Origin of the sequence: Mobilicoccus caccae (genome assembly GCF_030161635.1) — a bacterium.
Classification (GTDB): domain Bacteria; phylum Actinomycetota; class Actinomycetes; order Actinomycetales; family Dermatophilaceae; genus Mobilicoccus; species Mobilicoccus caccae.
This window is the reverse complement of the sequence record NZ_BSUO01000001.1, coordinates 2,542,284-2,557,102: the sequence shown is the minus strand read 5'-3', so window position 1 is coordinate 2,557,102 and position 14,819 is coordinate 2,542,284. Positions and strand designations below refer to the sequence as shown.

The 14,819-nt window shown below is 69.3% G+C and carries 12 protein-coding genes and 2 pseudogenes; 9 read left to right on the top strand and 5 right to left on the bottom strand.

Annotated elements, in window-relative coordinates; all coding sequences use genetic code 11:
• The first annotated feature begins 22 nt into the window (after positions 1 to 22).
• Positions 23 to 1,369: a phosphoglucosamine mutase gene (gene glmM / locus QQK49_RS12525; RefSeq protein WP_284304211.1), complete on the top strand. Its 1,347-nt coding sequence runs from the start codon at positions 23 to 25 to the stop codon at positions 1,367 to 1,369.
• Positions 1,370 to 1,440: 71 nt separating this feature from the next.
• Here the strand turns inward: glmM and QQK49_RS12520 are convergent, their stop codons facing one another.
• A complete protein-coding gene (locus QQK49_RS12520) occupies positions 1,441 to 2,085 on the bottom strand; it encodes a carbonic anhydrase (RefSeq protein ID WP_284304210.1) in 645 nt (214 codons plus the stop codon).
• The gene (locus QQK49_RS12515; protein WP_284304209.1) at positions 2,082 to 3,848 is read right to left on the bottom strand and encodes a fumarate hydratase; all 1,767 of its coding nucleotides are present in this window, start codon (positions 3,846 to 3,848) and stop codon (positions 2,082 to 2,084) included. Before QQK49_RS12515 ends, QQK49_RS12520 begins: the two co-directional genes overlap by 4 nt.
• 243 nt (positions 3,849 to 4,091) lie before the next feature.
• Between QQK49_RS12515 and QQK49_RS12510 the strand changes: the two genes are divergently transcribed.
• The 6 genes from QQK49_RS12510 (at position 4,092) to QQK49_RS12485 (ending at position 9,654) form a co-directional block, all read left to right on the top strand.
• Positions 4,092 to 5,369: an extracellular solute-binding protein gene (locus QQK49_RS12510; RefSeq protein ID WP_284304208.1), complete on the top strand. Its 1,278-nt coding sequence runs from the start codon at positions 4,092 to 4,094 to the stop codon at positions 5,367 to 5,369.
• Positions 5,366 to 6,325, top strand: coding sequence for a carbohydrate ABC transporter permease (locus tag QQK49_RS12505; RefSeq protein ID WP_284304207.1), 960 nt, complete (start codon positions 5,366 to 5,368; stop codon positions 6,323 to 6,325). The genes QQK49_RS12510 and QQK49_RS12505 overlap by 4 nt, the downstream gene beginning before the upstream one ends.
• 6 nt (positions 6,326 to 6,331) lie before the next feature.
• On the top strand, positions 6,332 to 7,195 hold the full coding sequence (locus QQK49_RS12500; RefSeq protein WP_284304206.1) for a carbohydrate ABC transporter permease: 864 nt from the start codon (positions 6,332 to 6,334) through the stop codon (positions 7,193 to 7,195).
• A gap of 31 nt (positions 7,196 to 7,226) precedes the next feature.
• Positions 7,227 to 8,543: an ABC transporter ATP-binding protein gene (locus QQK49_RS12495; protein WP_284304205.1), complete on the top strand. Its 1,317-nt coding sequence runs from the start codon at positions 7,227 to 7,229 to the stop codon at positions 8,541 to 8,543.
• Between the two features lie 225 nt (positions 8,544 to 8,768).
• A complete protein-coding gene (locus QQK49_RS12490; RefSeq protein WP_284304204.1) occupies positions 8,769 to 8,963 on the top strand; it encodes a hypothetical protein in 195 nt (64 codons plus the stop codon).
• Positions 8,964 to 9,009: 46 nt separating this feature from the next.
• Positions 9,010 to 9,654: a DUF4245 family protein gene (locus QQK49_RS12485; RefSeq protein WP_284304203.1), complete on the top strand. Its 645-nt coding sequence runs from the start codon at positions 9,010 to 9,012 to the stop codon at positions 9,652 to 9,654.
• Positions 9,655 to 9,658: 4 nt separating this feature from the next.
• Here the strand turns inward: QQK49_RS12485 and QQK49_RS12480 are convergent, their stop codons facing one another.
• Entirely contained in the window at positions 9,659 to 9,886 is a 228-nt protein-coding gene (locus tag QQK49_RS12480; protein WP_431310587.1) for an exodeoxyribonuclease VII small subunit, read from the bottom strand.
• Between the two features lie 53 nt (positions 9,887 to 9,939).
• Positions 9,940 to 11,207, bottom strand: a pseudogene (gene xseA / locus QQK49_RS12475) (exodeoxyribonuclease VII large subunit).
• Between the two features lie 149 nt (positions 11,208 to 11,356).
• On the opposite strand from xseA, the pseudogene QQK49_RS12470 reads away from it, so the two are divergent.
• Positions 11,357 to 12,369, top strand: a pseudogene (locus tag QQK49_RS12470) (4-hydroxy-3-methylbut-2-enyl diphosphate reductase).
• Between the two features lie 53 nt (positions 12,370 to 12,422).
• On the opposite strand, the gene QQK49_RS12465 reads toward QQK49_RS12470, so the two are convergent.
• On the bottom strand, positions 12,423 to 13,634 hold the full coding sequence (locus QQK49_RS12465; RefSeq protein ID WP_284304201.1) for a DNA recombination protein RmuC: 1,212 nt from the start codon (positions 13,632 to 13,634) through the stop codon (positions 12,423 to 12,425).
• 312 nt (positions 13,635 to 13,946) lie between these two features.
• Between QQK49_RS12465 and QQK49_RS12460 the strand changes: the two genes are divergently transcribed.
• The gene (locus tag QQK49_RS12460; RefSeq protein ID WP_284304200.1) at positions 13,947 to 14,813 is read left to right on the top strand and encodes a thioesterase family protein; all 867 of its coding nucleotides are present in this window, start codon (positions 13,947 to 13,949) and stop codon (positions 14,811 to 14,813) included.
• Positions 14,814 to 14,819 lie beyond the last annotated feature (6 nt).

Here is a 14,819-nt window from a genome sequence, read left to right as displayed (position 1 = left end):
CAGGATCGAAAGGAGCCATCGCATGGCTCGTCTGTTCGGCACGGATGGTGTGCGTGGTCTCGCCAACCGGGATCTGACCGCAGAACTGACCCTCGACCTCTCGGTCGCCGCAGCGCACGTGCTGCGCGCGGAGGGCGAGTTCGCGGGGCACCGGCCTCGCGCGATCGTCGGCCGTGACCCGCGTGCCTCCGGTGAGTTCCTCGCCTCCGCGACGATGGCCGGCCTGGCCTCCGCGGGCGTGGACGTGTACGACGCCGGAGTCCTTCCGACGCCCGCCATCGCCTTCCTCGTCGCCGACTACGGTGTCGACCTCGGCGCGATGCTGTCGGCGTCCCACAATGCGATGCCGGACAACGGCATCAAGTTCTTCGCCCGTGGTGGTCACAAGCTCGACGACGCCGTCGAGAACGCCATCGAGGAGCGGCTCGGCGCCGACTGGGAGCGGCCCGTCGGTGACCAGGTCGGGCGGGTGCGTCCGCTCACCGACGGCGCCGAACGTTATCTCGCGCACCTGCTCTCGGCGCTGCCCAACCGGCTGGACGGCCTGCACGTGGTGCTCGACACGGCCCACGGGGCGGCCAGCGAGGTCGCGCCGGAGGCGTTCCGACGCGCAGGCGCCCGGGTGACGCAGATCGGCGGCGAGCCCGACGGTCTCAACATCAACGACGGCTACGGCTCGACCCACCTCGACAAGATCCAGGCGGCCGTGGTCGAGTACGCGGCCGACCTCGGTGTGGCCGTCGACGGTGACGCCGACCGGTGCCTCGCCGTGGACGCCAGCGGCCAGGTGATCGACGGCGACAAGATCATGACGATCCTGGCGCTCGCCATGAAGGAGCGTGACCAGCTGGCCAACAACACGGTCGTCGTCACCGTGATGAGCAACCTCGGCATGCTCCACGCGCTCGACCGCGAGGGGCTGGCGTACGTGCAGACCGCCGTCGGCGACCGCTACGTGCTCGAGGAGATGAAGCGCCGCGGACACACCCTCGGTGGGGAGCAGTCCGGGCACGTCATCATGGCCGAGCACGGCACGACCGGCGACGGCACCCTGACCGGTCTCATGCTGGCGGCCCGGGTCGCGCAGACCGGCCGCACGCTGACGGAGCTCGCCGAGGTCATGACCGAGCTGCCGCAGGTGCTCGTCAACGTCAAGGGCGTCGACAAGGACCGTGCGGGCAGCGACGAGGGCATCCAGGCCGTGGTCAAGGACGTCGAGGCCGAACTCGGCACGTCGGGGCGGGTGCTGCTGCGCAAGTCGGGCACCGAGCCGCTCGTGCGCGTCATGGTCGAGGCCGACACGACCGAACGCGCCCGTGAATGCGCCGACCGTCTGGCCGACGTGGTGCGGGAGCGGCTCGCGCTCTGAGTCGGCCCCGACTGCGCGAAGGGCCCGTCGTCCTGCTGGGACGACGGGCCCTTCGTCTGCCCACGACCTGTTCAGTGGGTCGGTGCCGGGCTCTCGCCGATGTCTCCGACGACCTCGGCGATGCTCGCGCGTCCGTCGGCGAGGGTGTAGGTGAGGCCGACGATCGCGAGTCGGCCGTCCTCCACCCGCTCCGCGCAGCGCGTCGAACGCTCGACGATGAGGTTCACCGTCTGTCGCACGTGCTCGGCCATGAGCTCGTCGACGCTGGTCATGCCCTGGTGCTTGCCCGCCACGACGCTCGGCATGATGCGCTGGACGAGGTCGCGGATGAGTCCCTTGGGCATCGTCCCGCTCTCGACCGCCTCCATCGTGGCGCCCACGGCCCCGCACGAGTCGTGGCCGAGGACCACGATGAGCGGGATGTCGAGCACCTCCGCGCCGAACTCCATGGACCCCAACTCGGTCGGGCCCACGACGTGGCCCGCGGTGCGGATGACGAACAGATCGCCGAGGCCCTGATCGAAGATGACCTCGGCCGCCACCCGCGAATCCGAACACCCGAAGAACGTGGCGAACGGACGCTGGCCGCCGGCGATGTCGGCGCGACGGGCGGCGTCCTGGTTGGGGTGCTGCACGTCGCCGGACACGAATCGTCCGTTACCGGCGAGCAGCTCCCGCCACGCCTCGGCCGGGGTCTGCGGCCGCGATCCGCTCACGCGGGGGACCCGGCATCGACGTCCGTCATGTGACCGTCGGCGCTCTTCCCGTCCTCCAGCCCGGGCCGCTTGCCGATGGTGCGCGCGACGGCCTTCGGGCCGACGGTGGCGAAGAAGTCGTTGCCCTTGTCGTCGACGACGATGAACGCGGGGAAGTCCTCGACCTCGATCTTCCAGACGGCCTCCATGCCGAGCTCAGGGTATTCGAGCACCTCGACGTGCTTGATGCAGTCCTGCGCCAGGCGGGCCGCCGGGCCACCGATCGAGCCGAGGTAGAACCCGCCGTGCGAGGCGCAGGCGTCGGTGACCTGCTTGCTGCGGTTGCCCTTGGCGAGCATCACCTTGGAGCCGCCCGCGGCCTGGAACGTCTCGACGTAGGAGTCCATGCGTCCTGCCGTCGTCGGACCGAAGGACCCGGAGGCCATGCCCTGCGGCGTCTTGGCCGGGCCGGCGTAGTAGACCGGGTGGTCCTTGAGGTACTGCGGCATCTCCTCGCCGGCGTCCAGACGCTCCTTGATCTTGGCGTGGGCGATGTCGCGGGCGACGACGAGCGTGCCGGTGAGGGAGACCCGGGTCTTGATCGGGTGCTTGGTGAGCTCGGAGAGGACGTCGTCCATCGGGCGGGTGAGGTCGATCTTCACGACCTCCGACTCCGCCGCCTCGTCTGCCGCCGCCTGGTCGCCGGCGCCGAGGTGCTCCTCGGTGACGTCGGGCAGGTAACGGCCGGGCTCGAACTCGAGCTGTTCGATGAAGACGCCGTCCTGGGTGATCTTGCCCAGGCACTGCCGGTCGGCCGAGCAGGACACGGCGATGGCCACGGGCAGGGAGGCGCCGTGGCGGGGGAGGCGCACGACGCGGACGTCGTGGCAGAAGTACTTGCCGCCGAACTGCGCGCCGATGCCGAGCATGCGGGTCAGCTCGTGGACCTTCTCCTCCATCTCGATGTCGCGGAAGCCGCGGCCGGTGGCGGCGTTACCCGTCCTCGGGAGGGCGTCGAGGTACTTGGCGCTCGCGTACTTCGCCGTCTTGAGGGCGAACTCGGCGCTCGTGCCGCCGATGACGATCGCCAGGTGGTAGGGCGGGCAGGCCGCGGTGCCCAGGCCGGCGATCTTCTCCTCGAGGAACGTCATGAGCGAATCCGGGTTGAGGATCGCCTTGGTCTCCTGGAACAGGTAGCTCTTGTTGGCCGAGCCGCCGCCCTTGGCCATGAAGAGGAACTTGTAGGTCGTCTCGTGGCCGGGCAGCGTGTCGGCGTACAGCTCGATCTGCGCCGGCAGGTTGGAGCCGGTGTTCTTCTCCTCGAACATGCTCACGGGCGCGTTCTGGGAGTACCGCAGGTTGAGCTTGGTGTAGGCGTTGTAGACCCCGCGTGCCAACGGTTCCTCGTCGACGCCCGCGGTGAGCACGTGCTGCCCCCGCTTGCCCATGACGATCGCGGTGCCCGTGTCCTGACACATCGGCAGGACGCCACCGGCGGCGATGTTGGCGTTCTTGAGCAGGTCGAGGGCCACGAACTTGTCGTTGTCGCTCGCCTCCGGGTCGTCCAGGATCGTCTGCAACTGCGCCAGGTGCGAGGGGCGCAGGAAGTGGGCGATGTCGTGCATCGCGGTCTCGGCCAGGAGGGTCAGCGCCTCTGGCGCCACCTGGAGGAACTCGCGACCGTCGGGCCCGGTCACCACCTCGACACCCTCGGTGCTCAACTGCCTGTACGGCGTGGGGTCGTCGCCCAGGGGGAGCAGGTCCTCGTACGCGAATTCGGCCATCGGTGCAGCTCCTTCGTGCTGACGCGGCGGGGCGCCCGACAACGAGTCGCCTCCGGTGCGCAAGATATCGACACGCCCAGCCTAGTTCGTGGAGTGTCTGATGGGCCGTGGGCCCGCAAAGAGTGCTAGACAACGGATGGACTGTCGGTGAACGCACGGCCCGTCATCGGAGGACTCCGTGGCCCGGCAGGCAACCAGGACGAAGGAGTCAAGGTGTCCAGACGCAGAAGGACCCGGACGACCGTGGCACTGGTCGCGGTCGCCATGGCCGGGACGGTGGGCCTGTCGGCCTGCGGCTCCGGATCGGATGCAGATCAGCGCAATGTACTCACGTGGTACACCAACCCCGACGGCGCGGTGGACGAAGAGGGCAAGGCCAACCAGGCGATCCTCGCGCAGAAGTGCACCGAGGAGGCCGGAGGCGAGTACTCGATCCAGACCCAGTCGCTTCCGCGCGACGCGTCGGAACAGCGTCAACAACTGCTGCGGCGCCTGGCCGCGGGAGACCCCGGAACCGACATCATGAGCATGGACCCGGTGTTCGTCGCCGAGTTCGCCGAGGCGGGGTTCCTCGCCGAGGTGCCGCAGGAGTCGCGGGATGCGCTCACGCAGGACGCGGTGTCCTCGATCCTCGAGGTCTCCACGTGGAAGGACAAGCTCATCGGCGCCCCGATGTGGGCGAACACCCAGTTGCTCTGGTACCGCAAGTCGGTGGCCCAGGAGGCCGGGCTCGACATGAGCGGGGCCGTCACCTGGGACCAGATCATCGACGCGGCTCAGCAGACGGACACCACGATCGGCGTGCAGGCGCGCCGGTACGAGGGGTACGCCGTGTGGATCAACGCCCTCGTCGAGGGCGCGGGCGGTCACATCGTCAAGAACCCCGAGGCCACCGGCAGCGACATTCAGCTCGGGCTGGAGGACCAGGCCGGTCAGGAGGCCGCGCGGATCATCAAGAAGGTCGCCGACACCGGTGTCGCCGGCCCGGCGATGTCCTCCACCAACGAGGAGACCTCGCTGAACCAGTTCACCACCGAGGGCTCGGGTTTCATGCTCAACTGGCCCTACGTGTGGGCCTCCCCGCAGATGGCCGGCATCCAGGACGACGTCGCGTGGACGCGGTACCCGCAGACGATTCAGGGCCAGGAGTCCAAGCCGCCGCTGGGCGGGATCATCCTCGGCGTCAACAGCAAGAGCGACAACGCTCCGGCGTCGTGGAAGGCGATCCAGTGCATCACCAAGAAGGAACACCAGATCCAGTACATGCTGGGCACCGGTAACCCGGCGGCGAACAAGTCCGCGTACGACGACCCGCGGGTCGTCGAGGCCTTCCCGATGGCCAAGGCGCTGCGTGAGTCCCTCGACTCCGGCGCGCCTCGCCCGGTCACGCAGTACTACGGCGACATCTCCACTGCCCTGCAGCGCGTGTTCAGCCCGCCCAACGAGATCTCGCCCCAGTCGACACCCACCGAGGCGACGCAACTCATCAAGGACGTTCTCAACGGGGAGGCACTGCTGTGAGCACCGTCGCCAAGAACGAGGCCGGCGCTGCCGGACGCCCCGCCAAGACCAGGCAGCCCCTGTCCGACCGGGCCAAGGGTGAGCGCAAACTCGGGTGGCTCCTGGCCGGACCCGCCTTCATCATCATGGTCGGGGTCACGGCCTACCCGATCCTCCAGGCGGCCTGGACCTCGCTGTTCAACTACCGCCTGACCGACCCGTCGGCGCGGGAGTTCGTCGGCCTGCAGAACTACGTCACGGCGCTGTCGGACTCGTTGTTCTGGCAGGCGATGCTCGTGACGGTGGGGATCACTGTCGTGACGGTCGTCGTCGAACTGGTCTTCGGCTTCATCATCGCGATGGTCATGCACCGGATCGTCTTCCCGCGCAAGACACTACGCACCATCGTCCTCATCCCGTACTCGATCATCACCGTCGTGTCGGCCTTCGCCTGGTACTTCGGCTTCAGCGTCGGCCCGGGATTCGCCAACCACTGGCTCAACTTCTTCACCTTCGGTATGTGGTCGACGACCTTCGACTGGTTCGGCTCTCAGCTCCCGGCCCTGGTCGTCATCTGTCTGTCCGAGATCTGGAAGACGACGCCGTTCATGTCGCTGCTGCTCCTGGCCGGCCTGGCCCAGGTCGACTCGGCGATGGAGGAGGCGGCCAAGGTCGACGGGGCCACGTTCGGTCAGCGTCTGTTCAAGGTCATCCTGCCCAACATGAAGGCCGCGATCATGGTGGCGTTGCTGTTCCGTACCCTCGACGCCTTCCGCATCTTCGACAACATCCAGATCATGACCGGGGGTTCGCAGGACACGTCCTCGCTCTCGGTCCTCGCCTACAACGCGACCATCAACCGCGTGGAGATCGGCATGGGATCGGCACTGTCCGTCCTGTTGTTCCTCTGCGTGGTGCTCATCGCCCTGCTGTTCATCAAGGGCTTCAAGGTCGACCTTGCAGAAGGAAGGAGCTGACCCGCGATGGGCGCCAACAATTCCAGGGGAACCAACATCTTTCTCGGGATCCTCGCGATCCCGATCATGCTCTGGACGGTCATCCCCCTGCTGTGGATCTTCGCGCTGTCCTTCAAGGACGCCGACTCGCAGTCGAACAACCTCGACGCCAACATCCTCGGCAACTTCTTCCCGAAGTCGCCCACGATGGCCAACTACGAGGACATCTTCGTCGGGTCGGGTTCGGCGATCTTCGTGCCGGCGCTGATCAACTCGCTCATCGTCGTGGCCGTCTCGACGCTGATCTCCGTCGTGCTCGCGATGTTCTGCGCCTACGCCATCAGCCGGCTGGACTTCCCGGGTAAGAAGCTCATCCTGGCCACCGCGCTGACGGTGTCGTTCTTCCCGGTCATCTCGCTGGTCACGCCGCTGTACGACCTGTGGAGCCGGATCGGGTTGTTCGACACCCACATCGGTCTGATCCTGCCCTACCTGTCCCTCACGCTGCCGCTGTCCATCTGGACGATGACGGCGTTCTTCCGCCAGATCCCCTGGGAGATGGAGCAGGCCGCCCAGGTCGACGGTGCGACGAGCTGGCAGGCGTTCCGCAAGGTCATCGTGCCGCTGGCCACGCCGGGCGTGTTCACCACGGGCATCATCACGTTCTTCACCGCGTGGAACGACTTCGTCTTCGCGATCTCGCTGACCGCCGAGAACGCCCGGACGGTGCCGGCCGCGCTCGCGTTCTTCACCGGAGCCTCGCAGTTCGAGCAGCCGACGGGTGCCATCGCGGCGGCCGCGGTCGTCGTCACCATCCCCGTGGTGCTCCTCGTCATGATCTTCCAGCAGCGCATCGTCGCCGGCCTGACCTCGGGTGCGGTCAAGGGCTGAGGCCCGCCGCAACGTTCAAGGAGACTCATTCATGTCCCAGATCCAGCTCAACAACATCGTCAAGAAGTACGGCGACGGATTCCCGGCGGTCAACGACGTGTCCCTGGACATCGCCGACGGCGAGTTCATGATCTTCGTCGGCCCGTCGGGGTGCGGAAAGTCCACGCTGCTGCGCATGATCGTCGGTCTGGAGGACATCACCTCCGGCGACATGATGATCGACGGCAAGCGCGTCAACGACCTGGCGCCGCGTCAGCGCAACCTCGCCATGGTGTTCCAGAACTATGCCCTCTACCCGCACCTGTCGGTGTTCGAGAACATCGCCTTCCCGCTGCGCCTGGACAAGAAGAAGCACAGCGACGAGGAGATCCGCCGCAAGGTGAATGCAGCGAGCTCCATGCTCGAACTCGACGACCACCTCGAGCGCAAGCCCGGAAACCTCTCCGGTGGTCAGCGTCAGCGTGTGGCGATGGGTCGCGCCATCGTGCGTGACGCCGACGCGTTCCTCTTCGACGAGCCGCTGTCCAACCTCGACGCGAAGCTGCGCGGCCAGATGCGTACCGAGATCGCGCGCATGCAGCGGCGCATGGGCATCACGACGGTCTACGTCACCCACGACCAGACCGAGGCCATGACGCTCGGCGACCGGGTCGCGGTGCTGAAGAAGGGCGTCCTGCAGCAGTGCGCCAGCCCACGTGAGCTGTACGAACAGCCGGTCAACCTGTTCGTCGCCGGGTTCATCGGCACGCCGCCGATGAACTTCCTCCCGGCGCGGGTGCAGGGCAACACCCTGTCCCTGCCGTTCGTCGACGTCCCCATCGGCTCCGAACTCGCCGAGCAGGTGCGCGACCGCGACCTCGTCGTGGTCGGCATCCGGCCGGAGTACTTCAAGGACGCGAGCCTCGGCGACGACGCACCGCGCGACGCCGTCCGCTTCCGGGCTCCCGTCGACCAGACGGAGTGGCTGGGCAACGAGCAGTACGCCTACATCCCGTACGAGACCGACGCGGCGGTGCAGGCCAAGCTCGACGAGCTCGACCGCGACCTCGACGGCGAGGGCATGCGCCCGCAGATGGTCGTCAACCTCGACGGGCGTTCCCGCATCCGCGAGGGCGAGGAAGCGGACCTGTACTTCGACCCCCGCCTCATGCATGTGTTCGACCCGGAGTCGGGCCACTGCTACACGCGCGACGAGGAGCGGGCGGCCGAGATCGGGCGTCAGTCCGAGGAGGATCGCCGCCGGGCGCTCGAGCGTGCACGTCAGCGCGAGGGCGGCGAGGGCGGCAACGCCCGCGAGGGCCGCGACGCCGCCGACCGCGAGGCACGCGGAGGATCCACGCAGGCCTGAGTCTCAGGCGTGAGGGGCCGGGGAGCAACGCCTTCCCGGCCCCTCACGCTGTCCGGCGCCGCCGACTCCGGCCACCGCCGACGCGGGATCGACCGCCGGGGCCGGTCGCGAGTGTGCCTCCGCCTGGAGAAGGAGGAGAAGCCTCATCCCTGGGCAGGAGGGGGGAGCGCGGGTTCATCTCGGGGGACGATGTGCGCTGAGGGGTGGCCGCGGGAGGGTGAGGACATGTTCACCACAGCAGCCGCCCTCGTTGGAGTCCTCCTCGTCGCCGTCCTCGCGCTCGGCCCGATCGTCCTGGAAGCCCTCCCGGATCGCGCCGCCCGCGATCCCGAGCTCGCCGCGGCATGGCGCCGGCGGCCCCGCACGGGCGTAGGCCCCCGCGTCCGCCTGCGCACCGTCCGCACCGCTCTCGCCGCTTGATCCGGTGCCGTGCGGAGCGAGGTCGCTCATGGGACAGAATGACCCCATGACGTCATCGACGCCCTCCGCGCCCTCGGACACTCCCGACCAGCCTGCCGGGGGACCGACGGACGACGTCGACCAGCGCCCGCAGCCGCGCTCGCGGGCGCGCGGGAACTGGCGCAGCCTCGTGCTGTCGATGGCGGCGGTCGCCGCGGTCGTGCTCGTCCTGTACTCGATCGTGCCGCGTCCCGAGGCCGTGGACCAGCCCCCGGTCGACGTGGTCCCGGTGGCTCAGCAGGCGCAACGTGACGACGGACTGACCGTCTGGATCCCCGAACTCGGTGAGCCCGGCCGCCCGTGGAAAGCGACGAGCGTGCGCTACCGCGCCTCGGAACAGGGGCCGAAGGCCTGGTACGCCGGCTATCACCGCACCGACGACGACACCGTGTTCGTCGCGGTGCAGCAGATCCCCGCCTCCAGTGAGGACAGCCTCGAGCAGGCCTGGGTCGAGGCCGCGGTCTCCGGCGGCACCCGGCGCGGCACCGTCGACGTCGCGGGCGCCTCCTGGACCTCCTACGCGACCGGCGGTGACCCCGAACGTCGTTCACTCGTCGGTGAACTGGGCGGATTGACCACCGTGGTCTCCGGCCTGGCCGACGACCGGACGCTCGCCTCCGTCGTAGGCTCGCTGCGCCCCTACCAGGGCTGAGACCTCAGTCCGTCTCCGTCTCGGTCTCGTCCTGCGACGACCCCGCACCGGGCCGCCTCAACCGGGCCTCGGCGCGGTCGAGCGCCGCCGTGCAGTGTGCGGCCAGGGCCTCGCCCCGCTCCCACAACGCGACACTCGTCTCGAGGTCGGTCCGACCCGACTCCAGCCGGGCGACGGTCTCGACGAGTGCGTCACGGGCCTGCTCGTAGGACATGCGGGAGATCTCGGGCATCCCGGAGATCTCGGTGGCGTCGGCGACGGTGTCGGTCGGGTCGCTGGGCTCGGTCATGAACGCGCCTTCCTCGTGACGGGGCGGACCCCGAAGTCTCCTCGTGCGACGCGGACCCGCAGGACCTCCTGGGGATCCACGTCCTGCCTGTCGCTGACGATCCGGCCGTCCGCGTGCATGACGATCGCATACCCCCGGTCGAGGGTGCCCTGCGGTGAGAGCGCCCGCAGTTGCCCCTGCAACGCCTCGACCTGGTGACGCCCGCGGTCCAGGCGTGCCCGCACCGCACGTTCGGCCCGGTCGCGGTGCTGCTCGAGCACGGTGCGGTGGGGTGCCAGGGTGGCGTGCGGGTCGGTGAGCACGGGGCGGTCGCGCAGCATCGCCAGATGCCTGCGCTCGGACGCGATCCTCGACTCCAGCGCGGCGCGCGCCCGGGTCGCCGCCTGCACGATGCCGGCCCGTTCGACCTCGACGTCGGGCACGATCCGTTTGGCGGCGTCGGTGGGGGTCGAGGCCCGCACGTCGGCGACGAAGTCGAGCAGGGGGTGTCGACCTCGTGCCCGATGGCGCTGACCACCGGGGTGCGCGCCTCGGAGACCGCGCGCACGAGAGACTCGTTGCTGAAGGGGAGGAGATCCTCGAACGACCCGCCGCCGCGGGTGATGACGATGACGTCGACGGCCGGGTCGGCGTCGAGCTCCCGCAGCGCACCCGTGACCGCGGCGACGGCGTCGGTGCCCTGCACCGGCACCTCACGGACCTCGAACTCCACTGCGGGCCAACGACGCCGGGCGTTGTCGAGTACGTCGCGCATCGCCGCGCTGGCCCGCCCGCACACCAACCCAACGCGTCGGGGGAGGAACGGCAGGGGGCGCTTGCGGTCGGCGGCGAACAGTCCCTCGGCGGTCAGGACGCGCTTGAGGTGTTCCAGGCGGGCGAGGAGTTCGCCCTCCCCGACCGGGCGCATGTCACGTGCCTCGAGCTGCAGGGTGCCGCGCCTGCCCCAGAACGTCGGCTTGGCGTGGACCACGACGCGGCTGCCCTCACGCATCGGCATCCGGTCGAGCACGACGATCGGCACAGTGACCGTCATCGACATGTCCACGTCGGCATCGCGCAGCGTGACGAAGCAGGTGCGCGAGCCGGGGCGCCGGTTGAGTTGGACGAGTTGACCTTCCACCCAGACGGGCGACATCCGGTCGACGTACTCGGAGATCTTCATCGACAGCAGACGGAGCGGCCACGGACGCTCGGCGGACGTCTCGGCCGCCTTCTCCGGCAGGGGCTCACTCACCCGCGCCAGTATGCCAGCGCCTTCCGACATTCCCTGGTCACGACGCTCACTCGACCCGCTCGAGGCAGCAGGCAACGTCTGAGGACGGCATCGCGTGCGCTGCTGTCTCGCCCTCGCTCATTGTCTCGCGGGTGCCGGGGAGGGCGGTGTCCAGGTGCCGCCCAGAGCTCTTTCGTAGGATGAGGCGCGTGACTGACGACAAGAAGGTTCTCCTGGCCGCCCCCGTGGATACTGCGCCGGTGTCGACCGTGCCGTGGTCACCGTCGAGAAGGCGCTCGAGCTGTACGGGGCTCCCGTGTACGTGCGCAAGCAGATCGTGCACAACAAGCACGTCGTGGCCGTCCTCGAGCGGCGCGGAGCGGTGTTCGTCGAGGAGACCGACGAGGTACCCGAAGGTGCCACCGTCGTGTTCTCCGCCCACGGTGTCGCGCCCGTCGTGCACGAGGAGGCGCAGGCGCGCTCCCTCAAGGCCATCGACGCGACGTGCCCGCTGGTCACCAAGGTGCACCGCGAGGCCCAGCGGTTCGCCGGCGACGACTTCGACATCCTCCTCATCGGTCACGAGGGACACGAGGAGGTCATCGGTACCGCCGGTGAGGCTCCCGAGCACATCACGCTCGTCGACGGACCGGACGACGTCGAGAACGTGCAGGTCCGCGACCCCGACAAGGTCGTGTGGCTCTCCCAGACCACCCTGTCGGTCGACGAGACGATGGAGACCGTCCGCCGCCTGCGCGAGCGTTTTCCCCACCTGCAGGATCCGCCGAGCGACGACATCTGCTACGCCACGCAGAACCGGCAGCTCGCCGTGCGACAGATGGCGCCGAAGATCGACCTCATGCTCGTCGTCGGCTCGCGCAACTCCTCCAACTCGGTGCGCCTGGTCGAGGTGGCCGTCGAGAACGGCGCGAAGACCGGGTACCTGGTCGACTACGCCGACGAGATCGACGACGCCTGGCTGGAGGGTGTCACCACCGTCGGCGTCACCAGCGGCGCGTCCGTGCCTGAGATCCTCGTCAACGACGTCCTCGCCTACCTGGCCGAGCACGGCTACGGCGACGTCGAGCCCGTGATCGCGGCCCAGGAGAGCCTGCTCTTCGCCCTGCCCGCCGACCTGCGCAAGGACCTCAAGGCCCGCGGCATCGCCTACGACAGCAAGGTCAAGAGCGACGCCGGAGCCTCCCTGCGCTGAGCAGCCACGCCCCGTCGTGCGGCCCTGAGTCGCGCGCCGGCATGGCCGAGGACTCAGGCGCTGTTTGTGCGCCGTCGCGTGCCGGTGCTGCGTTCGGCGTCGATGGTCACGTCGTCGCGGCGCTGCGGTCCGTCGTCGACGTGATCGAGCAGTTCGGCCGACGTGAGCGGGCGCGGTGCGATGTCGACCACCGGCAGGGTCGGGGGCTCGTCGTGGGTGAGGCCGAGGTCGTGCATCCGGCGGGCCGTCACGAGGACCCGTGATTCGAGCGCGCCGACCATCCCGTTGTAGGTCTCGACGCTGCGCCGCAGCGACGCGCCCATCTTCGAGACGTGGCCGCCCAACGTGCCGAGGCGGGCGTAGAGGTCGCGCCCCAGCTCCAGGAGCTCCCGGGCGTTCTCGGTGAGGGATTCCTGCTGCCAGGTGAACGCGACCGTGCGCAGGAGCGTGAGCAGCGTTGCGGGAGAAGCTAGGACGATCCGCCGACGCATCGCGTGGTCGTACAGCTCGGGGTCGGCGTCGATGGCTGCGGCCAGGGTGGCGTCGGAGGGGACGAAGCACACGACCATCTGCGGCGTCGTCGCGAAACCGCTCCAGTACTCCTTCTTGGCCAGGGCATCGACATGCCCCCGCAAGGACGCGGCGTGGGCGGCGAGCAGGCGTCGGCGTTCGTCGTCCTCGACATCGCCCTGAGCGGTGAGGAACGCCGTGAGGGGCGCCTTGGCGTCGATGACGAGCGTCTTGCCGCCCGGGAGCCGGACCACCACGTCGGGTCTGACGGCCTGGTCATGACGGGTGGTGGCCGCGACCTGCTCGTCGAAGTCGCAGCGGTTGAGCAGGCCGGCGTGCTCGAGGATGCGCCGCAACTGGGTCTCGCCCCAGACTCCCCGCGTGGTCGAGGAGTTGAGCGACCCTGCCAGCGTGCTGGTCTCCTCGTGCAGACGCCGGGTGGTACGGGCGACCTCGCCGAGTCGTTCACCGAGCTGCCCGAATTGCTCCACCCGATCCCGTTCGAGGACGCCCACCTGGCGCTCGACCCGCGCCAGGGCGCTGGTGAGGGGCGCCAGGGCAGCCATGACGGCCTCCTCGTCCTCACCGTGGTGGCGGAGTTCGGTGACGCGCTGCGCCAGGGCGTCGCGTTCGGCGCCGGCGGCGGCCAGCGGAGCGGCGTACCGGCCGCGCGCCATCGCCCAGGTGAGCACGGCTCCGAGCAGGAGACCGAGGATCAGGCCGATGAGGAGCACGGCCACATGCGAGAGGTCCATGACCGCACCGTGACAGCCCCCACCGACAACCCTTCGCGCAGACACGCCGTCTTCAGGTCAAGGTCTTCGCCCACCAGGTGGACGCCTACAGCGAGTTCGTTACCTCCGAAGGCCTCGCAAACAAGCACATCGCAGAACGCATCGAAACGGTCGCCATCACCACCGTTTCGGTGCGTTCTGCGATGTCGTCACGCCGAACGGCCCGTGACGACCGCAGAACATCGCGCGTGGAATGCCGGGCGACATCGGCACGTCGGCGCAGAACGCGTGGTCGGAGTGTCGCCGCGGTCGTCCATCTGATAGACGGACGTCATGACTTTCGAGTTCGACCAGGCGATGGCGCTGAGCGCCGAGGACCCCGGCAGTTTCACCGGCAGGCTCGACGGGGCCTGGGCCATCGGTCCGGCCGTGAACGGCGGTGTCCTCATGGCGCTCGCAGCGGCGGGCCTGCGTGAGGTGCTCGGCTCCGGTGAGGTGCCCCACAGCGACCCGCTGGCCCTCAGCGCCTACTTCCTGTCGGCCGGTGCGCCCGGTGACATCGCCGTCGCCGCGGACGCGCTGCGCCGGGGACGGACGTTCTCCACCGGGCAGGCCGTGTTGACCCAGACCGGCGCCGACGGCGTGCCCGTCGAGCGGCTGCGGGCGCTCGCCACCTACGGCGATCTCGCGGCGTCCGACCAGGTGCATCGCTCGATCGAGCCGCCGGACCTGCCCGACCCCGACGACTGCATCGCCACCGCCACGGCGCGTGGGAAGGGGCCCGACGCGCCGCCCCTCATGCACCGGCTCGACCTGCGCCTGGACCCGGCGACCGCCGGGTGGGCGGCGGGCCGACCCTCGGGGCGTGGGGAGATGCGCGGGTGGATCGGTTTCGCCGACGGCCGCGTACCGGACCCCGTCGCGCTGCTGTTCTTCCTCGACGCGATGCCGCCGACGTCCTTCGACCTCGGGATCGGTGGCTGGGCGCCGACGTTGGAGTTCAGTGGGCACGTGCGCGGTCGCCCCGCTCCGGGCCGGCTGCGCATGCAGACCCGCTCGCACACCCTTACCGGCGGCCTGCTGGAGGAGGACGCCTGGATCTGGGACTCCACCGGGCGTCTCGTGGCCCAGTCCCGTCAGTTGTGCAGCGTGCGCATCCCCGAGTCCGGGCCGGTCATCGCCGCGGCGGGCGACCGGTAGACTCCT

What these genes read in the sequence shown, in the direction of transcription:
- QQK49_RS12490 (WP_284304204.1), top strand. Translation starts at nt 8,769, where the DNA reads ATGTTCACCACAGCAGCCGCCCTCGTTGGAGTCCTCCTCGTCGCCGTC.
- QQK49_RS12495 (WP_284304205.1), top strand. Translation starts at nt 7,227, where the DNA reads ATGTCCCAGATCCAGCTCAACAACATCGTCAAGAAGTACGGCGACGGA.
- QQK49_RS12465 (WP_284304201.1), bottom strand. Translation starts at nt 13,634, where the DNA reads ATGGACCTCTCGCATGTGGCCGTGCTCCTCATCGGCCTGATCCTCGGT.
- QQK49_RS12500 (WP_284304206.1), top strand. Translation starts at nt 6,332, where the DNA reads ATGGGCGCCAACAATTCCAGGGGAACCAACATCTTTCTCGGGATCCTC.
- glmM (WP_284304211.1), top strand. Translation starts at nt 23, where the DNA reads ATGGCTCGTCTGTTCGGCACGGATGGTGTGCGTGGTCTCGCCAACCGG.
- QQK49_RS12485 (WP_284304203.1), top strand. Translation starts at nt 9,010, where the DNA reads ATGACGTCATCGACGCCCTCCGCGCCCTCGGACACTCCCGACCAGCCT.
- QQK49_RS12460 (WP_284304200.1), top strand. Translation starts at nt 13,947, where the DNA reads ATGACTTTCGAGTTCGACCAGGCGATGGCGCTGAGCGCCGAGGACCCC.
- QQK49_RS12480 (WP_431310587.1), bottom strand. Translation starts at nt 9,886, where the DNA reads ATGCCCGAGATCTCCCGCATGTCCTACGAGCAGGCCCGTGACGCACTC.
- QQK49_RS12515 (WP_284304209.1), bottom strand. Translation starts at nt 3,848, where the DNA reads ATGGCCGAATTCGCGTACGAGGACCTGCTCCCCCTGGGCGACGACCCC.